The sequence below is a fragment of the Mycobacterium sp. GA-0227b genome (genome assembly GCF_001499855.1).
Taxonomy (GTDB): Bacteria; Actinomycetota; Actinomycetes; order Mycobacteriales; family Mycobacteriaceae; genus Mycobacterium.
In genome coordinates this window covers 1-21,075 of the sequence record NZ_LQIK01000005.1, presented here as the reverse complement: position 1 = coordinate 21,075, position 21,075 = coordinate 1, and the positions used below count along the sequence as shown (strand labels likewise).

Below are 21,075 nucleotides of genomic sequence, written 5' to 3'. Positions count from 1 at the left end.
CGACAATTCTTTGCGTGTTCGCAGGTCAGTCCGGTGAACATCGAGTGACCCGACCGGCTGACCTGGTCAATCCAGCAACAGGGAACAATGGTGGCGTGACACAGCCCCTGCAGTCGTTCTACGACGAAGTCGGTGGCCACGAGACGTTCCGCGCGATCGTGGGGCGGTTCTACGAGCTTGTCCGCGAGGACGAGATTCTGCGTCCGCTGTATCCCGAGGAGGACTTGGAAGGCGCCGAGGTGCGGCTGCGGATGTTCCTGGAGCAGTACTGGGGCGGGCCGCGCACATATTCCGACCAGCGCGGGCATCCGCGGCTGCGGATGCGCCACGCCCCGTTCCGCATCGGCTACCTCGAACGCGACGCGTGGCTGCGCTGCATGCACAGTGCGATCGCCGAGATCGATTCTCAGACGCTCGACGACGAGCATCGCAAAGAGCTGTTGGCCTACTTGGAGATGGCCGCCGATTCGATGGTCAACTCGCCGTTCTGATGACGCCCTGGTGGTCGCACGCGCTGTTTTACCAGGTCTACCCGCGGTCGTTTCAGGACAGCGACGGCGACGGCGTTGGCGATCTCGACGGTGTGACCGCCCGGCTGGACTACCTCAAGGCGCTCGGAGTCGATGCGATCTGGCTCAACCCGGTGATGGTCTCGCCGATGGCCGACAACGGCTACGACGTGGCCGACCCGCGCGACGTCGACCCGCTGTTCGGCGGCATGGCGGCGCTGGACCGTCTCACCGCCGCAGCCCACGACCTGGGCATGAAGGTGACGATGGACCTGGTGCCCAACCACACCAGCTCGGCGCATCCGTGGTTTCAGGCGGCGCTCGCCGCGAGCCCCGGCAGCGACCAGCGCGAGCGGTACATCTTCCGCGACGGCACCGGACCGCACGGTGAGCACCCGCCGAACAACTGGTTGTCGATCTTCGGCGGGCCGGCCTGGACACGGGTGATCGAAGCGGACGGCAACCCCGGCCAGTGGTACCTGCACCTGTTCGACGCGTCGCAGCCCGACCTCAACTGGGAGAACCCCGAGGTGTTCGACGACCTCGAGCGGACGTTGCGGTTCTGGCTCGACCGCGGCATCGACGGCTTCCGCATCGACGTCGCGCACGGCATGGCCAAGCCGCCCGGGCTCCCGGACATGGCGGTGGTCAAAGGCGAGATGCTGCTGGCCGAAATGGACGACGACCCCCGCTTCAACAATGACGGCGTGCACGAGATCCACCGCCGGATCCGCCGGGTGTTCGACGACTACCCGCAAGCCGTTGCGATCGGCGAAGTCTGGGTCTACGACAACGGACAGTTCGCCCGCTATGTGAGACCCGACGAGTTGCACCTCGGCTTCAACTTCCGTCTGCTGCGATCGGCATTCGACGCCGCAGACATTCGGCATGCGATCGAAAACTCACTCACCGCAGCAGAATTGGCCGATGCGGTGCCCACGTGGACGTTGGCCAATCACGACGTCGACCGCGTGCCGACCCGTTACGGCGGCGGACACGTCGGGCTGGCGCGCGCACGAGCGATGGCGCTGGTGATGCTCGCACTGCCCGGGGCGGTGTTCATCTACAACGGCGAGGAACTCGGCTTGCCGAATGTCGACCTGCCCGACGAAGCGTTACGGGATCCGGTGTGGGAGCGGTCCGGACACACCCGCCGCGGGCGCGACGGCAGCCGGATCCCGATGCCGTGGGAGGGCGAAGCTCCGCCCTTCGGGTTCTCCGAGTACCCCGAGACCTGGCTGCCGATTCCGCCGGAATGGACGCAGTTGACCGTGGCGCGCCAACTCGAGGATCCGGAGTCGACGCTGTCGTTCTTTCGTGGGGCCTTCCAATTGCGGTGTAGCCGCGCTGAATTCGACGGGCCCACCATCGAGTGGCTCGACTCCCCCGCCGACAGCCTGGTGTTCCACCGCGGCGGCGGGCTGGTGTGCGTGCTCAACGCGGGCACCCGATCGATCCCGCTGCCGGAGTGCGAGATCTTGCTCGCCAGCGGAGCGTTGGTCGACGACGGGCTGCCGCCGGACACCGCCGCCTGGCTGGTGTAGCTCTTCTCTTTCGCACACTCGCGCCAGCGAAACTACCGCAGGACGACGGCGGGGTCGCCGCGGCGGCGATACACCGAGCCGAACCGTGCGTCGATGCGCAGCCACGTCGGGAGTACCCGCACCCGCACGATTTCCTCCGCAGACACCGCCGACCCCGCTTGTGGCAGGAAACCCATTGCCGTCAACGCGAATACACATCGCATCGGGATTCCGACGCTGTCCGCGCCCGAACTCACCGCGACCACCTCCTGGTCCAGCAGCGACACCGGCGGTCCGTGGTTGCTGGAATGTTGCTTGGCCAGCGCCCCACCACGCTCGGCGAGGTCGAGCATGACGCGGGCGGGCACATCGTCCAGGTGGACGAAGCCAGACTCCGGCGGTAGCGCGCCGTGCCACGCGGAGTCCAGCGCGAAACCCGGTTCGACATACCCGCTGCGGTCCATCGCGCGCAGCCCGGCGGCCAGCGTGTCGGCACCGGCGGTCAGATCTGGCGGGTTGACCTCACCGCTGACCACCCGGCTGGCCAGCACGTCGAATCCCGTTGCCACCCAGGCGACCACAAGCCTGCCCGGCCGTTGGCGCAGCCGGATCACCGCCGCGTCGTCGAGGCGCATCGCGCGCTCGGCGAAAGCGGCCAGGTCGTCGCGGTGCGGCGTATCCGTCAGCCAGAGACCCCGCTCTGATCGCGTCATCGGGTCCAGCGCCGCAGGTATTCCCGTTGTTGCTCGGAAAGTCGCTGCAGCCGCTGCTCTTTGATGTGTACGGCCGCCAACTGAGTGTCGGCGATCACCGCCGGCTTCGCATCGGCGGCTGCACCAACCGGGCGCACTTCGTACCCGATGGTGAAATCGACTGCGCGTACCCGTTTGGACCACATGGTCACCTGCAGCGGTGAGTCCACCAGTCGCAGTTGAGCTTTGTACGAAATGTTGACCTCGGCGATGAGCAGCCCGATGGTTTCGATCTCCGGGCCGAACGGCTCACGTAGAAACGGAATCCGGGCTTCCTCGAGGATCGTCACCATGGTGGCGTGGTTGATGTGCTGATACATGTCGATGTCCGACCACCGGACATGCACCGGCGCGACGAAACCGTTGGTCACCGAGACGTCCCCGTTCCACTGGTGCGGGTCATGCTACGGATCTGGCGGGCCGCCACCGACAGCGTCGCCAGGTCGTGCTCACCGCTCTCGTAGATCTCGGTGAGCGTGCGGCGCGCGCGGCTCACCCGTGACCCGTTCGTCGCCTCCCACTCGGCGATCTTCTCCTCACCGGTCTCCTCCGGCTCGCCGACGGCGAGCACATCGATGCACAGCGCCCGCAGCGAGCCATAGATGTCGTCACGAATCGCCAACCGCGCCAACGAATGCCACCGGTCTTCTCGCTGCAGCCGCGAAACCGCGGTGAGCAGGGTATCGGTGTTGAGGTTATCCATCAACGCGAAGTAAGTGTCGGCCACCTCGTCCGGTTCCCGGTCGGCGATGTCGGCGATGTCGATGATGTCGAGCAGGCTGAACTGGTAGAGCCCCGTCGCGATGAGGTACGCCAGATCCTCCGGCACCCCCTGGGAGGCGAAGTCGGCCGCTTCCTTGGTGACGATGGCCTCGTCGTCGCCGCGCAACCATTCCGACATCCGCGGCGTCAACGCGGCGACCTTCGCGGCGAACCGGTTGGTTTCGGCGCCCACCGCCAAGGGCTGCGGACGGTAGTTGAGCAGCCAGCGGCCGGCCCGGTCGACGAGCCGGCGTAGATCCAGCGTCATCCGGTCCGAGACCGCCACGGGCACCCCGGTCGCGCTCGCGGCACGGATCTGGCGCCAGATGTCGTTGATCCGGAAGATCGCGTTGGCGGCGGCATAGCTGCGAACCGCGTCGACCGGACCCACTCCCACGTCCTCGGTGATGCGGTAGGCGTACGTGATGCCGCTGGTGTCGACCAGATCGTTGACGAGCATGGTGGTGACGATCTCCCGACGCAGTTGATGCGCGCGGATCTCGCTGCTGAACTGCTCACGCAGTTTTGCGGGGAAGTACCAGGGCAGGCGTGCCGCGAACGCCTCCTGGTCAGGCAGCTCGCTGCTCAGCACATCGGCTTTGAGCGCCAATTTCACATGTGCCATCAGAGTCGCGAGTTCCGGTGAGGTGAGCCCGATTCCGATGTCGGTGCGGCGCCGGATCTCCTTTTCCGACGGCAACGCCTCGAGCTCACGGTTGAGCCCGCGGTCGGCGACGAACTCCTTGATCATCCGCGAGTGCACGGGCAGCAGGCTGGCCGCGTTGGCGCGGCTGGTGCCCATCAGGTCGTTCTGGTCCTCGTTGTCCTCGAGCACCAGCCTGCCGACCTCGTCGGTCATCGACAGCAGCAGGTCGGTGCGCTCTTCGGCGCTGACCTTGCCGGCGGTGACCAGCGAGTCGATCAGGATCTTGATGTTGACCTCATGGTCGGAGCAGTCGACACCCGCGGAGTTGTCCAGCGCGTCGGTGTTGATGCGCCCACCATTGAGGTCGAATTCGATGCGCCCCAGCGCCGTGACACCGAGATTGCCGCCTTCGCCGATCACTTTGGCGCGCACCTGGTTTCCGTTCACCCGGACGGGATCGTTGGCCCGGTCACCGACGTCGGCGTCGGCCTCCGTCTCGGCCTTGATGTATGTGCCGATGCCGCCGTTGAACAGCAGGTCGGCGGGAGCCTTCAGGATCGCCTTGATCAGGTTGGGCGGCGTCAGCTCTTCGGCACCACCGTCGATTCCGAGCGCGTCGCGGGCCTGCGGGCTGATCCGAATGGACTTGTGCTCTCTGCTGTAGACGCCACCGCCCTCGCTGATCAACGACGGGTCGTAGTCCTCCCAACTGGACCGGGGCAGATCGAACAGGCGCTTGCGTTCCTCCCACGACCGCGCCGCGTCCGGGTCGGGATCGATGAAGATGTGCCGGTGGTCGAATGCGGCCAGCAGGCGAATGTGCTTGGACAGCAACATCCCGTTGCCGAACACGTCGCCGCTCATGTCGCCGACGCCGACGACGGTGAAGTCCTCGGACTGGGTGTCCACGCCCATCTCACGGAAGTGGCGCTTGACCGATTCCCACGCCCCCTTGGCGGTGATGCCCATCGCCTTGTGGTCATAGCCCACCGAACCGCCGGAGGCGAACGCGTCGCCGAGCCAGAAGCCGTAGGACTTCGCGACCTCGTTGGCGATGTCGGAGAAGGTCGCGGTGCCCTTGTCGGCGGCGACGACGAGATAGGCGTCGTCACCGTCGCGGCGCACCACATCGGGCGGCGGCACCACCTCACCGGTGGCCTTGTGGACGTTGTCGGTGACGTCGAGCAGGCCGGCGATGAACAGCTTGTAGCATGCGACGCCCGCGTTGCGCTGCGCATCGCGATCGGCGGCGGGGTCGCCGGTGGGTGTCGGTGGCTGTTTGACGACGAAGCCGCCCTTGGCGCCGACGGGCACGATCACCGCGTTCTTGACGGCTTGCGCCTTGACGAGGCCGAGGATCTCGGTGCGGAAGTCTTCGCGTCGGTCCGACCAGCGCAGACCGCCGCGGGCGACGTATCCGAACCGCAGATGGACGCCCTCCACCCGCGGCGAGTACACGAAGATCTCGAATTTGGGCCGCGGCAACGGCAATTCGTCGATCAATGCGGGATTGAGCTTGAACGAGAGCACGTCCTGTGCGCGCGCGGACTGCGGGTTGGTGACGAAGTAGTTGGTGCGCAGCGTGGCCTGGATCATCGACGCGAACGCGCGCAGCACCCGGTCGGTGTCCAGGCTGACGAGCGCGTCGATGTCGGCCGACACCGCTGCCGCGGCGGCCTGGGCGTCGCGGCGCTTCGGCGTGCTCTCATCGGGGTCGGCCGCGGGGAAGAACAGCGCCTCGAACAGCTCCACCAACGACCTCGCGGTCTTGGCGTTGTCGTTGATGACCGCCTCGATATGGGACTGACTGTAGGGAAAACCCGCCTGCCGCAGATACTTTGCGTAGCTGCGCAGCACGCTCACCTGCTGCCAGTTCAGGCCTGCCCGCATCACCAGTTCGTTGAACCGGTCGATCTCCACGCGGCCCTGCCAGATCGCGGTCACCGCGTCGGCGAACCGCGCCGCGGTCTGGTCGCGCTCGTCGGGCGCTATGCGGGGGATGGATTTGTGCGGCGAGATCTTGAACTGGTAGATCCACACCGGCAACCCGTCGGGCCGCACCACGGTGAAGGGCCGCTCTTCGAGCACCACCACGCCCATCGACTGCAGCATCGGCAGCAGATCGGACAGCGATGCTGAGTGGCCGCCGAGGTAGAGGGTGAGCTGTGCGGTGCCTTCTTCGTCGGTGTCGACGAGCACCGGTTTGATCGAATTGTTCTGCAGCTCTTCGATGATCGCGATGTCGTCGATCGCGCCGAGCGGTGAGACCGACTGTTTGTACGACTCGGCGAACGCCGTCGAATAGTGCTCCGCCTTGCGCTGGTCGATCGAGCCGGTCTTGACCGCGCCGATCAGCCGATCGCCCCATGTCCTGGCGGCCTCGGTGAGCAGATTTTGGATCCGCGTCTCGTTGTCGGCGGACGTGTCGATGTCGCGGGGCTTGGTCGAGTCCGGCATGCGGACCGAGAAATGCACTACCGCCCAGGGTGATTCGCTGACCCGCGCGGTGTATTCGATACTGACGCCGCCCAGTTCGCGAACCAGGATGTCCTGCATCTCGAGGCGAACCGCGGTGGTGTAGCGGTCACGCGGCAGATACACCAGGCATGACACGAAATGGGCGAGCGAGTCGGCGCGCAGGAAGAGCAGGGTGCGCCGACGCGAGCCCAGGTCGACGACGGCCGTCACCATGTCCAGCAGGTTCTGGGCTGGCAGCGCGAACAACTCGGATCGCGGAATGGTCTGCATGATGTCGAGCAGCAACTGTCCCGGATGGCTCGGATCGCGCCGGGCCAGTGCCAGCGCCTCGTTCACCCGACGCGAGATCAGCGGTATGTCCACGACGTTGGCGTTCATCGCCGCGACCGTGAACAAGCCGACGAAACGGTGCTCGATCGCCGCGGCGCCCTGGTTCTCGCGGACGACGACGATGTACGGGTAGGCGCCGTAGCGCAGGTAGCTCGGAATGGTGGCCTGCGCCAGCACCAGCAACTCGTCGGTGTTCGTCAGTTGCGGTAGCGCGTCGTGGCGCAGCCGCAGCACCCCCAGCCGGCTGGCCGGGTCGACCGCCGACCGCCCGTCGCGGACCTGACAGCGCTGGTAGCCCAACACCACGAAGTGTCCGTCGGCCAGCCAGCGCAAGAGGGCCGCCACATCGGCGCGATCCGAGCCGGCGAACCGGTTACCCGAATCGGCGTCGAGTTCGTGGGCGAGCCAGCGCATCGTCGACGACAGCGCGTCTGAGTCGCGCGCGACCTGTCGGGCGTCGGCCAGCACGCTGGGCAGTAGCTGCGCCACGCGGGCGACGGCCGTCATATCCGCCGTCGGCGCCAGCTTGACGTGTATCCACACCTCGTCGCCGCGGGTGTCGCGGCCGTCCTCGCCGATCGGCGCCACCTCGATCAGCTCGCCGTCCGGTCCTCGACGGACCCGGAAGACCGGGTTCATGATCGCGGTGTAGGCGACACCGAAGCGGTGTAGCAGCACCGTGACCGAGTCGAGGACCATCGCGGTGTATTCGGTGACGATCTGCAGCGCGGGTCCGAATCCGGCCGGGTCGTCGGCGGCGTAGACCGCGACGCGGGTGTCGCCGGCCCGCCTGCTGCGGGCCAGCCGGTGATGCGCGCTGACGAGGCCGGGGGGAACCATGTCGTGCACCGTCACGGTCATCGGCATCGTCACCGCGGCGTCCGCCGAGGGCGCGTCGGCGTGCGGGCCGCGGTACGTCTCGAGATAGGCACGCGAGAGCCGCGCCGTGGTCTGGTCGTCCAATGCCGGTGAACGTCCCGGCCCGGCCACGCCGGCCGGACTTCCGTCGGCTCCCGGAGTCACCGACATGACCTTAGTATTCCCCCAGTCGCTTCGCTCTTACCCCGCCGGATCAGTCGCGCGTGAGCTTTCGGTGGGTCACCCTGTGCGGACGCGCGGCTTCGATACCGAGTCGTTCCACCTTGTTCTCCTCGTAGGCACCGAAGTTGCCCTCGAACCAGAACCACTTGGCTTCGTTGTCCTCGTCGCCCTCCCACGCCAGGATGTGCGTGCACGTGCGATCGAGGAACCAGCGGTCGTGGGAGATCACGACCGCGCAGCCGGGGAAGCTTTCGAGTGCGTTCTCCAGCGATGACAGTGTCTCCACGTCGAGGTCGTTGGTCGGCTCGTCGAGCAGGATCAGGTTGCCGCCCTCTTTGAGCGTCAGCGCCAGGTTGAGCCGGTTGCGTTCACCGCCCGAGAGCACCCCGGCGGGCTTCTGCTGATCGGGGCCCTTGAAACCGAACGCGGACACATAGGCGCGAGACGGAATCTCGTTCTGTCCCACCTCGATGTAGTCCAGCCCGTCGGAGACGACCTCCCACACGTTCTTCTTCGGGTCGATGCCCGCACGGCTCTGGTCGACGTAGCTCAGCTTGACCGTCTCGCCGACCTTCACCGTGCCGCTGTCGGGCTGCTCGAGGCCGACGATGGTCTTGAACAGCGTCGTCTTGCCGACGCCGTTGGGGCCGATGACGCCGACGATGCCGTTGCGCGGCAGCGTGAACGACAGGTCCTTGATGAGGGTGCGGCCGCCGAACCCCTTGTCGAGGTGCTCGACCTCGACGACGACGTTGCCCAGCCGCGGTGGCGTCGGGATCTGGATCTCCTCGAAGTCGAGCTTGCGGCTCTTCTCGGCCTCCGCGGCCATCTCCTCGTAGCGCTGCAGCCGGGCCTTGCTCTTGGCCTGCCGGGCCTTGGCGCCCGAGCGCACCCACGCCAGCTCGTCTTGGAGCCGCTTCTGCAGCTTGGCGTCCTTGCGACCCTGCACCGCGACGCGCTCGGCCTTCTTCTCGAGGTAGGTCGAGTAGTTGCCCTCGTACGGGTAGGCGCGCCCACGGTCGAGTTCGAGGATCCACTCGGCGACGTTGTCCAGGAAGTACCGGTCGTGGGTGACCGCGAGGATCGCGCCCTTGTACTCAGCGAGGTGCTGTTCGAGCCACTGCACGCTCTCGGCGTCCAGGTGGTTGGTCGGCTCGTCGAGCAGCAGCAGGTCGGGTTTGGACAGCAGCAGCTTGCACAGCGCGACCCGGCGGCGCTCACCACCGGACAGGTGCGTGACCGGTTCGTCGGGCGGCGGACAGCGCAGCGCGTCCATCGCCTGCTCGAGCTGGGAGTCGATGTCCCAGGCGTCGGCCGCGTCGAGTTCCTCCTGCAGCCGCCCCATCTCCTCCATCAGCTCATCGGAGTAGTCCGTGGCCATCAGCTCGGCGACCTCGTTGTAGCGGTTGAGCTTCTCCTTGATCGCCACGCCCTCTTCGACGTTCTCGCGAACGGTCTTCTCCTCGTTGAGCGGCGGCTCCTGCTGAAGGATGCCCACGGTCGCGCCGGGTTGCAGTAGTGCATCGCCGTTGTTGGGCTGGTCCAGCCCGGCCATGATCCGCAACACACTCGACTTGCCCGCCCCGTTGGGGCCGACGACGCCGATCTTCGCGCCCGGAAGAAAGTTCAGGCTGACGTCGTCCAAGATCACCTTGTCGCCGTGCGCCTTGCGGACCTTCCGCATCGAATAGATGAATTCGGCCATGCCGTGATGTGCCTTTCGAAAATCGCGAATCTCGGGTGATGCTCGCGGACCATCGTAGGCGGGGCCGCCTCGGCGCAGCCGAGAGAGCTACTCGAGGCGGCCGCGCCGGGCGTCTACCCGCGCTACGCGGTCAGGGGCAGCGCCGTGTCGGGCTGCTCCGCGTCGTCGTCATCATCCGGATTCACCGGGTGGTCGTCTGTTTCGGTGGACCGCTGGTCGGTCTGCTGCTTGATCCGATCGATACGTGCTGTGCAACGTGCCAGGTCGGGGCCGACGGATGTCGCGCGCACTTCGACCGATGAGCGTCGGTTGCCGTCACGATCGTCGTACTCGCTGGTGTAGACGTGTCCGACGACGATGACGGGATCGCCCTTGACCAGAGCTGCACTGGTACCGGCGACCACGCGACCCCAGCAGTTCACCGTGACGAACAACGAATTGCCCGGCTCCCATGTTCCCTCGGCGGTACGGCGGCGCGAGTTGCTCGCAACACGGAACCGGACCATCTCCTGATCGCCGACCCGCCGATGGATCGGGTCGGTGACGATGTTGCCGACGATGGTGAACGGTGTCTCGAACATGATGATCTCCCTCGACTTGTTTGATTGCCGACGGCCCGTTGGCGCGTCGGTGACACCGTCATTGAGCGCCGCGGCACCGACACAGGGACGCGACAAGCTCAGTCGGCTTGGTGGGCCTGTGGATGAATCGAGCGTTGGGGATGGTTCGCAAAGTCGCACGCTGCGACGATCGTCGCGGCGTTACTCATCGACCGACTAAGTGAGGGTCCCCGTGACGATGCGCGCCTCGGCGAACGCGGCGAACATGTCCTCGTCGGGTAGCTCGAAGCCGTTGATGGCGTACGCCTCTTCGAGGGTCTGCGACGACACGTCCCAACCGCGCGCCGCCAGGAATTCGAGGACGTCGCTACGGCGCCCCGAGTACACAAGATCAGACAACTCGGTGTCCAGGCCGGACCTCCGAAAGCCCTCCAACACCCGTTCCGACCGGCCGTCGGCGAACACGGCGGCGTCAGGGACGTATTCGGTGGCCAGGTGGCTGCCCGGCGCGCTGAGCCGGGTGATGTTCTCGAACAGCTGGTCCTGCGCCTCCGGAGGCAGGTAAATCGTCAGCCCTTCAGCGATCCAGGCCGCCGGCTCAGATCGGTCAAAGCCATTTTCCAGCAGCGCTTTCGGCCAGTCCTCGCGTAGGTCGATCCCGATTGCGCGGCGCTCAGCGGTGGGGCGTACCCCGAGATCTGCCAGGGTCTTGGACTTGAACTCGATCACCGCCGGCTGATCGAGCTCGTATACGACCGTGCCGGCCGGCCATGGCAAACGGTAGGCGCGGGTGTCGAGCCCGCAGGCCAAGATGACCGCCTGTCGCACTCCCGCCGCAGCGGCCCGCGTGAACAGTTCGTCGTAGAAGCGCGTGCGTACCGCCATCGCTTCGGCCGCCTGCTGCACCGTGAAGGTCCCGTCGTCGACTTCGCCGGTGCCACCGTCGAGCAGACGCGTCACGGAATCGGCGTTCACCGCCCGGACCAGCGGCTCGGCGTACGGATCGTCGATCAGCGAAGTTTTCGCCGCGACAGCGCGCTGGGCAGCGACCACGGTCGCGGTGGCGCCGACGCTCGTCGCCAGATCCCAACTGTCATCATCGCTTCGAGTCATCGTGATCTCCTCCATAGGTGAGCGTCCGGAATTCGTCGGCGAGTCGTTCGTAGAGGGCGCTGACCTTGTCGGCAGCAGCGTGCACGCGCTTGGTTGCCGGCGGGCGAGCCGGTTCGAAAGCCCGGCGCAACATGTTCGCCAGCTGGTCAGCCTTCTCGTCCAGGCTCAGGCCCAACTCGTCGGGCAGCATCGGCTCGGCAGCGAAGAAGCCGAAAACACTGGCGGTGAGGGGATAGTGAACGTCGTCCGCCGTCAGGCCCTCGCCAAGCAAGCCGTGCTCATCGAGAATCGACAAGTACTCGCGCCAGCCGGCGAAGTTGGCACCGCCCATCGCTTTCTGCGAGCTGTCGGCGACGAGCGCGTCCATCGTGTCGGTGTCCTGGGTGTAGATCGCGCGCAACACGGGCCGGTGCATCGCCTCCATGAAAACCCGACGCATCAGTCGATGCGGCATCACCTGAAGCGGATCGGCTCGGATCGCGGCCACTACGGCGTCAACCATTTCCGCGGTCTCTCGCGTGCCGACCGCGGACAACAACTGCTCGCGGGTGCGCCAGTGCAGGTAGACGGTTCCCTTGCCGACTCCGGACCGCTTGGCGACTTCGTCAATGCGGATACGCCGATAACCCCAGCGCAGCAACAAGTCCTTGGCGGTGTCGAGGATCCGGTCCGCCCGTGCCCGTCGCGCGTTCACGAGTCCAATAGTTGACCAAAAAACGATTCTGGTCAATAGTCACGGGCCGAGACCGACGCTTTGGCTGGTTTACGGCCGCCGAATCGACCATTGCGTCGGTTTCGAGCGAGGCACTCATTTGCTCGGCCGCCAGCCCCGCGATAGCAAGGCGGTGCGCGCCTGCTCGACGATGTCAGCCGCCCGGTCCTCCTTGATGACGTGGACGACGTGCCAGCGGAGCCGCTGCAGCGCGCGGTTGACCTGGACGTCCAACACATATTGTCGCCGGCTGTTGAGGTGTTGTTCTCCGTCGTACTCGGCGCCGACTTTGAACTCCTCCCAGCACATGTCAATGCGCCGGACGTAGCGGCCGAATTCGTCATGAACCACGAATTGCGTTGTGGGGCGGGGTAGCCCGGCATCGATGAAGAGCAGCCGCAGCCAGGTTTCTCTCGGCGACTCGGCGCCGCCGTCGACGAGCGGCAACGCCACCGGCAGCCGCCGCAGACCACGCGCACCGCGATGACGTTTCGCCAGCAGCACCACATCCTCCGGAGCGAACGGACGCGCGCTCATCAACGCGTCCAATCGTTCGACCGCCTTGTCGCGCGGGAGGTGGCGGGCAAGGTCGACCGCGGTTCGGGCCGGGGTGGTCACGCGAATGCCCGCGACCGTGGTGACCTCGCTCTCGTCCAGCGTCTCGTCGCGGACGATCAACCCGCGCTGGCGTCGGATCGCTTTGACCACTTCGATCGGAACGTCATCATCGATCCACTTCGCCCCGTGAAGCGAGGATGCGGCCACGCCCGCGATCACCGCGTCAGGCGCGGCGAGAGCCACGCCGACGATCCTCTCGCGCAGCGAGACGTTGTAGCGTCTCGGCACGTAGATGCCGCGGTACAGCGGCCGATACTGACTGCGCAGGCGGGCTCTCGTGAGGTGGCCGGCGGCTATGGCGTCACTGCCGATGAACGGAATGTCCACACTGCTTGGACGCAGTCGGGCATTAGTCGGGCTCCCGCTGTTCTCGAAACCGACGCAATGGTCGATTCGACGGCCGGAAACCAGCCAAAGCGTCGGTCTCGGCGCACACGATGCCGGACTCAGCGCGAGGAACCGTCGCGCCGCGCAAGTTCGGCGAGCATCGCGTTATAAGCGGCGAGTTCCGCGTCGTCGTCACGGTCGGCGGCCCGGTCTATCCGCTGGGCGGTACGCCGATCGCTGCGGGACCACTGGATCAGCAACGCGAACATCACCAGCACGAGCGGGATCTCGCCCGCCGCCCACGCGATGCCACCACCGGTGCGTTGATCGGAGAGCAGATCGGTGTGCCAGCTCAGTTGCAGCGACCGGTAGAACGGCTCCCCCAGCACCGTCTTCATGCCCATCAGGACCACGCCGAAGAACGCATGCAGCGGCAGGGACGCGAACACCATCGCGACCTTGCCCAGCTGGGGAATCTGCCGCGGCGCTGGATCGATGCCGATCACGACCCAATAGAAGAGGTATCCGCTGAGCAGAAAGTGCAGGTTCATCAACACGTGGGCGCCGTGCTTGTCGACCGCGGCGTCGAACAGGCCACCGAAGTACAGCCCGTAGAAACCCGCGACGAACAACACCGTCGCCACGGCCGGATTGGTGAAGAACCGCGACACCCGCGAATGCAGCGCCGCCAGCAGCCACTCCCTGGCACCGGGCGGATCTCCGCGGCCGGCGGCCGGCAGCGCCCGCAGCGCCAGGGTCATCGGCGCGCCGAGCACCAGCAGGACCGGCACCAGCATCGACAGCACCATGTGCGCGATCATGTGCATCGAGAACATCGCGGGCATGTACCTGCCCAACCCCGAGGACGTCGCGAACAGCAACGCCGCGCACCCGCACAGCCAGGCCAGCGTCCGGCCCACCGGCCAGGCGTCGCCCCGGCGGCGAAGCCGGCGTACCCCCAGCAGATACACCACCGCGAAGACGATCGCGGCGGTGCCGAAAATCAGATCGAAGCGCCAGTCGACGAGTATCCGCTCGAAGGTGGGCGGCCCGGCGAGGTCGTATCCGATCGCGACCTCGACCGGACCCGGTTGTGCGGCCAGCGGCGGTGGAGGCGTGCGCCCCAGTCCGACGGCGATTCCGAAGGTCGCCCCGAACAGCACCGCCTCGATCAGCGCCAGCCGAATCAACGGGCCCCGCGACTCCGGTTCGGCCGCCAGCGCGGCCAGGCCGCTGCGGCGCTGCCGCCAGCCGAACAGGCCGAGCAGGATCAACGCCGCCGCTTTGCCGACGACCAGCCAGCCGTACTCGGTGCGCAGCAGGTCGGCGGGTTCGATGCGCACCAGCGCGTTGATCACGCCGCTGATCGCCATCACCACGAAGCACCACAGCGCGAGGGCCGAGAAACGGCGCGCAGCCAGACCGGCATGCCGGCCTCCGCGCATGACGTGCGCCAGCAAGGCGAGCAGCCCGCCCGCCCACAGCGCCCCGGCGCCGAGGTGCAACAGCAGGCTGTTGGTCGCCAGGTCGTGGGCGCCGCCGGTCGAGGAGTGCCCGGTCAGGCCGAGCGGAATGAGGGTCGTCAATGATCCGGCCAACAGCACCGGCGTCCACGACCAACGCAGCACTGGGAGGCTGGCCACGGTGACGGCCGCGGCGAGGAACGCGCTCCACCGCCATGCGCCCGCGGTTTCGACGAGGCTCGCGGCCGACCAGACGGCCAGCGGGTCGAGGTTCTGGCGCAGCGGTTGGCCGGAGACGTCGGACACCGTCAGCGGGACCATCAGCGCCGCGCACACCGTCCACACCGCCGACGCGCCGGTGCCCAGGCGCAACGCCCGGTAACCGCCGGCGTCGAGCACACCGTTGGGCTGCGGCGGCGTGAGGGACGCGGCGAACAGGAACGATCCGATGGCGATCACCGCCGCGATCTCACCGGCGGCCCGCACGAACGGCAGCCCGTAAGTGGTGACCGGGCCGGGATCCGGCAACCCGGTCGCGCTCAACGCGTCAGCCAGCGACAGTGCGCCGATGCCCGCGGCGACCGCGCCCGCCAACGCCGCGACCCCGATGAGCACCGGCCATACCGCGCGACTGCGCACACCCGATGCCACCGTGGTCATACCACCAGCGTATGACCAGGCTTCTACAAGCGGCTCAGGTCGTCCCGCGGCGCGCGGCGCGACGCTCGACCTCGCGCGCGTAGAACTGCTCGCGGGCGATCTGCTCGACCTTGTCCATATCGTGCATGATCGCGCGGAGCTCATCGCGAAACGCGGTGCGCCGCTCGGCCAGATCGGCGGCGGGCTCCAGCAGATGCTGGTCGGCGACAACCTGGCGGGCCGTTGCGAACAGCAGCGCCGACACCGACTCGTTGCTGCGCACCCTGCTCTGCGCGACGTACTGGTTGCCCAAGCCGAGTGCCTTTTTCGTCAGGTCTTTCTCGTCGATCTCGGCGGGTGCATCGCGCAGCACGTCGGCGACGATCTCGTAGGCCTCGAAGAACGGTCGCAGCATGGCGGCGGCCAACAGAGGTTGTTTGGTGCGCAGCAGCGCGTCGACCTGTTGCTCGCCCGCCGAGACCTGCTCTTCCCAACCGTCATGCCAGGACAACTCTTCGGCGACGTGCTCACGGAACGCCGCCGAGTCGGCGAAGTAGAAGTCGAACTTCAGCAGGTCGCGCAGCCGCATCACCTGGGTCCAGAACGCTTCGAGCCGATCGGATTCCGCGCGTCCGGCGTGCGCCAGCGCCAACTCGACGAGCGAGGTCTCCAGAAACGCGTCGATGAGCGTGTTGCGGTAGAACGCCGCCTCGTGTTCATCCTCGGGTGCGATCCGCCAAACGGGCTCGCGGCCCCCTTCGACACACGTCACGGGGTGCCGGTTGGACAACGCGTCCAGCGCCGCCCGTACACCTTCCGGAGTGCGTAACCGCAACGCGCTGTTCGTCATCGGGGTCTGCTTGCGCTCCAGGTAGTCCAGCGAGAGCTGCAGCGTGTGATGAATCTGGTCGAGCGTCAGTGCGACCCCGCGGGTGGTGAGCAGCAGCGCCGAGACCAGCGCGGAGGCGTTCACCGGCGTGGCGCGCAGAATTCGCCACGACACCTCGAACGCCATCTTCTGTAGCGCAAGGCGTTTGGCGTCGGAATCGGTGGTCATCGGCCCGTGGGGCGCGCCGAGGTATTCGCGCATCGACACGGCCTCCGGGAAGCGGGCGTAGATCTTGCCGTAGTTGCGCTCGCCCTGCGCCTTGATGAAGTTGTACAACCACGACAAGCCTTCGGGCGTTTTCTCGCCACCCCGGGCGTAGGCGGCGTATTCGGCTGTCTCGTGCAACTGGTCGAAGCTGATCGACACCGGCTGTAACAGGATGTCCTCGCTTCGACCGTCGAGGTAGGCGTCAGCCACGTAGGCGAGCAGTCCGAGTTTGGGCGGCAACATCTTTCCCGTTCGCGACCGGGTGCCCTCAATCGACCAGCTGAGGTTGAACCGCTTCTCCACGATGTACCCGACGAACTGCCGCAGCACGTACTTGTAGAGCGGATCGTCGAGTTTGCGGCGCAAGAAGATCACGCCGGAATGGCGCATCAGCGGACCCATGAAGCCGAACGAGAGGTTGATTCCCGCGAACGTGTGCACCGGCGGTAACCGGTTCTCCTGCATCGCAACCGGCACGATCACCCCGTCGAGATAGGACCGGTGCGAGAACAACAGCACGGCCGGATGGTTTTCCAGATTGCGGCGCATCACCTCGACTTCGGCGCGGTCGTAGTCGATGTTCGGATCGAAGCCACGGCTGAATATCGCGCGCCCGAGCGATGGGATCAGGTCGACCGAGAACCGGCTCCACCCGGTCGACAGCTCGTCGAGCATCTCCCCCGCAGTCTCCAGGTTTGCGCCCGGGATGCGCTCCAGGCCCTCCCGAAAACGGGCCGACGCCAACAACTCCGGTTTGATGAGTCGCGGTGACTTGTACTCCGGGCCCAACAGCCGCAGCTCGACGCGTTCGATGGCAAGGATCGCCCGGCGGATGACGAAACGCGCGAATTCGCGGGGGTTTTCGGCGACGGTGGTATCGGCCCACTGCTGGCGAAGCTCGGAGACCTTCGCGGGTTCACCGGCGACGACGCGGGCTCGCGACGGGTCGCGGCGCAGAATGCGGCGCTGCAGGATATCGGGCGGGCGGTAGGTGTCCCGGCCGGAGATCAGCGCGACCACCTTGGAGCGGGTGGGCAGTCCGCCCGGCACCCAGAACACGCGCACCGGCACGACGGAGCGGTCATCGCCGGCTTCGAGCTCACCCACGAGCTGGGCGAGCACGCCGGGCGGTGGGTCATCGTCGGGCAACAGCAGCACGTCGATCTTGGAGCCGGGGTTCTCGCGCCGCTGCCGATCGAGCCAGTCGTCGAGCAGATCCCGTTCGGCCGCAGAGGAAGCCGACGCCAGCACCAACGCATCACCGGTGGGCGTGAACGGTGCGTACTGGTCGGCGGAGGGCTTCACGGACGGCCCTTCCCCGCAGACTTCGTTGCCGACTTCGTTGCCGGCTTCTTGGCCGCCGTCTTGGTGGCCGCAGACTTGGCCGCCGTCTTCTTGGCCGCCGTCTTTGTCGCCGCAGACTTGGTCGCAGCAGACTTGGCAGCCGTCTTCTTCGCGGCTTTCTTCGGCGCGGGCTTCTTGCCGGCCGCTTTCTTCGTCGTCGGCACCCCGCGGGTGTACAGCTCCGGGGTGGGCAACTCGTCGTGCGGCCAGTCTCGCAGCGTGTCGAGGTAGAGCTGACGGACCTCGTCGATGCGTTCGGCGAGGTTGTCGTGCGTCCAGTCGTCGACAGGTATCGGCGGGTAGACCACCACGTCGACGGTTCCGGGGTTGAAGGTGCTCGAATCGCGGGCGGCGATCACCTCGGCGTTGCGAATCACGATGGGCACGATCGGGATTCCGGCCGACATCGCGATTCGGAACGGACCCTTCTTGAAGGGCCCGACCTCGGTGGTGTCCAACCGGGTGCCTTCCGGGGCGATCAGGATGGACAGCCCCTTGCGGGCCAACTCCTCGACCTTCTTCAGCCCCTCGACCGCCTTCTGTGGATCCTCGCGGTCGATGAACGCGGCGTCCATGATCCTGCCGAGGGTGCCGACAATCGGATCCTTCTCCAGTTCCTTCTTTCCCACCGACGTGAAGTTGGTATCCACCAGGTGGCCCGCGATCAACGGGTCGGCCTGATTGCGGTGATTGAACAGGAACACCGCCGGCCGCTGCTTGGTCAAGTTCTCCTTGCCGACCACGTTGACGTTGATGCCGATCGTGCTCATCAGCGTCCGGCCGAAGGCCGCGGTGAAGAAGTTGACGCCGGTGCGCTTGTTACGGGTCAGCAGCCCCAGGCCGAGCGCACCGGCCGCGATCGGGCCCATCGCCGCGATTCCTGCAGCCGTGCGCAGTTGCGAAATCGGGCTTGCGCCACTGCGACTGGTGAAGCGCAGCACCGGCCAGCCTCGTTTGGCCGCCACCGCGGCGAGCTTGCCCTCCGGGTTCGTCGGCCGGGGGTTACCGACGAGGTACATCAGCGCGACGTCCTCGTCGCCGTCGGCGTAGAAGTAACTCTTGGCCAGGTCGACGCCGTGCTCGGCGGCGAATTTCTGCACCGCCCTGGCCTTTCCCGGCCCCCAGATGATCGGTCGCTTCACCTCGCCGGTGAGCAATCCGTTCTCCTCGATCTCGAACTTGTTGCTCAGTACATTCTCGATGCCTAGAAACCGCGCGACGGGTTCGACCTGCACCGTCAGCGCCGATGAGCTGAGCACGACGGTGTGACCGCGAGACATGTGCGCGCGCACCAGCTCCCGCATCTCCGGATAGATGCGGCTGACGATCTTCTGAACGAACAGCCGCTCGGCGAGCTCGTCGACGTCGGCGAGCGAGTTGCCGCGCAGCATGCGCGCACCCTTGCCGATGAGGTCCTCGAACTCCGAGCGACCGAGTCGGTGATTGAGGCCCGCCTGCACCATGCCGATGAACTCGCCCATCGACATCTGACGGCGGCGGAATCGGTCCTGCGTCATCACGACACCGGTGAAGCCGGCGACCAGGGTCCCATCGAGATCGAAGAACGCCCCCACCTCGGGCCCTTGCGGGCTGGCCTGGATCTCGGCGACCGAGCCCGGCAACCGCATGGTGCGCCGCGAGGACTGACCGTTTGGCGAAGTCATTGCGCTGCACTCCCATTGGGTGACGAGGAAACGGCGGACGTCGCGTCGACGCTGAACGAGGCGGGGTCGGCTCGGCCGTCGCCACCGAGGGCGAGGACCTCATCGAACCCCGCGAGCAGGCAGCGCGCCCACAACTCCTGATCGGTGACTGCAGCGCGGTCGTAGCGGCTGGTGATCGTGCAGTAGCCGGAGCGTGACACCAGCACCACCATCATCGCCACCCCCGGCAGCGGGCCGAGCCCGTACTGCCGCAGGACTTTTGCGCCGGCGATGAACGTGTCGCCCGCATACACCGGGACATTGCTGGCCTGGACATCGGAATTGACGAACGAGCCGGCCATCGACTCGAGCACCGAGTCGGGCAGCAGGCCCACCAACGGGGCAATGGCGCCGACCATGTCGATGGCCCGTTCCTCGCGCTTGGTGGTCATCTGCGAGCGGATGTGCCGGATGCGCACCTCGGGATCGCTGAGACCGATCGGCGCAGCGAGATTGATGCCCGCGAACCGGTTTCCGCCGGCCGGATCGGCGTCGGACCGAAGGTTGACCGGCACCGCCATCGGCAGCGTGTCGATCGGCACACCCTTGGCTTCGTGGTACAGCCGCAGCGCGCCGCACACGCCGGCCAGATACGCGTCGTTGATCGAGCCACCCGCCGCCTTGGCGGCCCGGTGCAAGATGCCGAACTCGATGTCGATCGCCTCACTGCGCGACGACAGGCTGCGCCGCCGCAGCACCGGCGAGGGATCCGCGACGGGACCGACCACTCGCGCGCCCGACATCGCGTACTCGACGACGCTGCCCAACCGCGAGATCGGATCGCGGATCACCTCCCCCGCGACGTGCGCGGCGCCGAACAGCGCTCCGCGCATCCGGCCTGCGATGGTGCCGGGCAGCCGGTTGATCCCTTGGCGCATCAGGTCGTTGGGCGACAGGTCCTGCGGGATGGGAAGCGGCGGGACCGGCTGTGGCGGCGGGTCACGCTCGAGGTCGTAGAGATTGGCGAACATCTCGACACCGCCGACACCGTCGGTGACCGCATGGCTGAGGTGAACGACGAGCGCGGCGCGGTCGCCGGAGAGCCCCTCGACGAGCGTGGCCGTCCACAGCGGCCGGGAGATGTCGAGCGGCGACTGAGCAGCGACCTCGGCGATGTCGAGCACCTGGCGGAAGGTGCCCGGTGCCGGGGCGCGAACGCGCCGCAGGTGGAAATCGAGGTTGAAGTCGGGGTCGACGACCCACCTCGGCGCCACGGTCGGCAGCGTCGGCATCACGACCTTCTGCCGCAGCCGCAGCACCTTGCGGGAGGCGGTGTCGAACTTGGCGCGGAACGTATCCCAGTCCGGAGCGCAGTCGAGAATCTCGACGGTCATGATCCCCGATCGGGTGCGTGGGTTGGCCTCGCCACGGTGCAGGATCTGGTCCAGCGGGCTGAGTTCCTCGGGGAGTCCCGCCGCATCGAGTTCCGGCACGTCGCTCATGGGCCGTCGCAACCTCCTCGCTGTGACTGCTGTCGTCACCACGCTAGTCGGCCGTCGGTCCACGCGAGAGCCCTTTACTAGCTGTCTTGCCAGCAGGTAGGCGGGTTGAGGTGGTCCATCGGTTTGCGGCTTTTCCGTTAGGGTGAGTGCGCTGCCCCCGTAGCTCAGCGGATAGAGCAACCGCCTTCTAAGCGGTCGGCCGCAGGTTCGAGTCCTGCCGGGGGCGCAGGGATGATGTATTAGTGCGGTTGAGGCTTGACATTTCGTCTTCGGTTGATGGGCGACAGTGTTTCGGCTGATGGTTGACAGTTA

At 66.7% G+C, this 21,075-nt stretch carries 14 protein-coding genes and 1 tRNA gene; 3 read left to right on the top strand and 12 right to left on the bottom strand.

The annotated features are described in order from the left end of the window. Window positions 1-95: 95 nt before the first annotated feature. Complete coding sequence (locus AU185_RS06045; protein WP_059102354.1) at window positions 96-491, top strand: globin; 396 nt, start codon at window positions 96-98, stop codon at window positions 489-491. Then, the gene (locus AU185_RS06040) at window positions 491-2,053 is read left to right on the top strand and encodes a glycoside hydrolase family 13 protein (protein WP_059102353.1); all 1,563 of its coding nucleotides are present in this window, start codon (window positions 491-493) and stop codon (window positions 2,051-2,053) included. The genes AU185_RS06045 and AU185_RS06040 overlap by 1 nt, the downstream gene beginning before the upstream one ends. 32 nt (window positions 2,054-2,085) lie before the next feature. On the opposite strand, the gene AU185_RS06035 is transcribed toward AU185_RS06040, so the two are convergent. The 12 genes from AU185_RS06035 to AU185_RS05980 form a co-directional block, all read right to left on the bottom strand. Further along, window positions 2,086-2,745 (bottom strand): DUF8010 domain-containing protein, encoded by a 660-nt coding sequence (locus tag AU185_RS06035; protein WP_082683761.1) that lies wholly within the window; start codon window positions 2,743-2,745, stop codon window positions 2,086-2,088. Beyond that, on the bottom strand, window positions 2,742-3,155 hold the full coding sequence (locus tag AU185_RS06030) for an acyl-CoA thioesterase (protein WP_059102352.1): 414 nt from the start codon (window positions 3,153-3,155) through the stop codon (window positions 2,742-2,744). Before AU185_RS06030 ends, AU185_RS06035 begins: the two co-directional genes overlap by 4 nt. Then, a complete protein-coding gene (locus tag AU185_RS06025; RefSeq protein WP_059102351.1) occupies window positions 3,152-8,029 on the bottom strand; it encodes an NAD-glutamate dehydrogenase in 4,878 nt (1,625 codons plus the stop codon). The genes AU185_RS06030 and AU185_RS06025 overlap by 4 nt, the downstream gene beginning before the upstream one ends. A 43-nt stretch (window positions 8,030-8,072) precedes the next feature. After that, the gene (gene ettA / locus AU185_RS06020; RefSeq protein WP_059102350.1) at window positions 8,073-9,746 is read right to left on the bottom strand and encodes an energy-dependent translational throttle protein EttA; all 1,674 of its coding nucleotides are present in this window, start codon (window positions 9,744-9,746) and stop codon (window positions 8,073-8,075) included. Window positions 9,747-9,868: 122 nt separating this feature from the next. Continuing rightward, window positions 9,869-10,327 carry a single-stranded DNA-binding protein gene (ssb, locus tag AU185_RS06015; protein WP_059102483.1) on the bottom strand — a complete coding sequence of 153 codons (459 nt, stop codon included), beginning with the start codon at window positions 10,325-10,327 and terminating at the stop codon, window positions 9,869-9,871. A 195-nt stretch (window positions 10,328-10,522) separates the two neighbouring features. Beyond that, window positions 10,523-11,419, bottom strand: a complete 897-nt coding sequence (locus tag AU185_RS06010) for a class I SAM-dependent methyltransferase (protein WP_059102482.1) — start codon at window positions 11,417-11,419, stop codon at window positions 10,523-10,525. Beyond that, window positions 11,403-12,113, bottom strand: a complete 711-nt coding sequence (locus AU185_RS06005) for a TetR/AcrR family transcriptional regulator (protein ID WP_231740462.1) — start codon at window positions 12,111-12,113, stop codon at window positions 11,403-11,405. The genes AU185_RS06010 and AU185_RS06005 overlap by 17 nt, the downstream gene beginning before the upstream one ends. Window positions 12,114-12,227: 114 nt before the next feature. Beyond that, window positions 12,228-13,076: a type IV toxin-antitoxin system AbiEi family antitoxin gene (locus AU185_RS06000; RefSeq protein WP_082683760.1), complete on the bottom strand. Its 849-nt coding sequence runs from the start codon at window positions 13,074-13,076 to the stop codon at window positions 12,228-12,230. A gap of 119 nt (window positions 13,077-13,195) precedes the next feature. After that, window positions 13,196-15,199 (bottom strand): bifunctional copper resistance protein CopD/cytochrome c oxidase assembly protein, encoded by a 2,004-nt coding sequence (locus AU185_RS05995; RefSeq protein ID WP_059102348.1) that lies wholly within the window; start codon window positions 15,197-15,199, stop codon window positions 13,196-13,198. 34 nt (window positions 15,200-15,233) lie between these two features. Then, window positions 15,234-17,579 (bottom strand): glycerol-3-phosphate 1-O-acyltransferase, encoded by a 2,346-nt coding sequence (locus tag AU185_RS05990; protein WP_059102347.1) that lies wholly within the window; start codon window positions 17,577-17,579, stop codon window positions 15,234-15,236. Next, a complete protein-coding gene (locus AU185_RS05985) occupies window positions 17,576-19,282 on the bottom strand; it encodes an HAD-IB family hydrolase/lysophospholipid acyltransferase family protein (RefSeq protein ID WP_059102346.1) in 1,707 nt (568 codons plus the stop codon). Before AU185_RS05985 ends, AU185_RS05990 begins: the two co-directional genes overlap by 4 nt. After that, complete coding sequence (locus AU185_RS05980; RefSeq protein ID WP_059102345.1) at window positions 19,279-20,763, bottom strand: wax ester/triacylglycerol synthase family O-acyltransferase; 1,485 nt, start codon at window positions 20,761-20,763, stop codon at window positions 19,279-19,281. Before AU185_RS05980 ends, AU185_RS05985 begins: the two co-directional genes overlap by 4 nt. A 153-nt stretch (window positions 20,764-20,916) precedes the next feature. On the opposite strand from AU185_RS05980, the gene AU185_RS05975 reads away from it, so the two are divergent. Then, window positions 20,917-20,989, top strand: a tRNA-Arg gene (locus tag AU185_RS05975). Window positions 20,990-21,075: the final 86 nt, after the last annotated feature.

Excerpts from the sequence above, each read along its gene's own strand:
- ettA (WP_059102350.1), bottom strand. The coding sequence starts at position 9,746 with ATGGCCGAATTCATCTATTCGATGCGGAAGGTCCGCAAGGCGCACGGC.
- AU185_RS05980 (WP_059102345.1), bottom strand. The coding sequence starts at position 20,763 with ATGAGCGACGTGCCGGAACTCGATGCGGCGGGACTCCCCGAGGAACTC.
- AU185_RS06025 (WP_059102351.1), bottom strand. The coding sequence starts at position 8,029 with ATGTCGGTGACTCCGGGAGCCGACGGAAGTCCGGCCGGCGTGGCCGGG.
- AU185_RS05995 (WP_059102348.1), bottom strand. The coding sequence starts at position 15,199 with ATGACCACGGTGGCATCGGGTGTGCGCAGTCGCGCGGTATGGCCGGTG.
- AU185_RS06040 (WP_059102353.1), top strand. The coding sequence starts at position 491 with ATGACGCCCTGGTGGTCGCACGCGCTGTTTTACCAGGTCTACCCGCGG.
- AU185_RS06010 (WP_059102482.1), bottom strand. The coding sequence starts at position 11,419 with ATGACTCGAAGCGATGATGACAGTTGGGATCTGGCGACGAGCGTCGGC.
- AU185_RS05985 (WP_059102346.1), bottom strand. The coding sequence starts at position 19,282 with ATGACTTCGCCAAACGGTCAGTCCTCGCGGCGCACCATGCGGTTGCCG.
- ssb (WP_059102483.1), bottom strand. The coding sequence starts at position 10,327 with ATGTTCGAGACACCGTTCACCATCGTCGGCAACATCGTCACCGACCCG.
- AU185_RS06035 (WP_082683761.1), bottom strand. The coding sequence starts at position 2,745 with ATGACGCGATCAGAGCGGGGTCTCTGGCTGACGGATACGCCGCACCGC.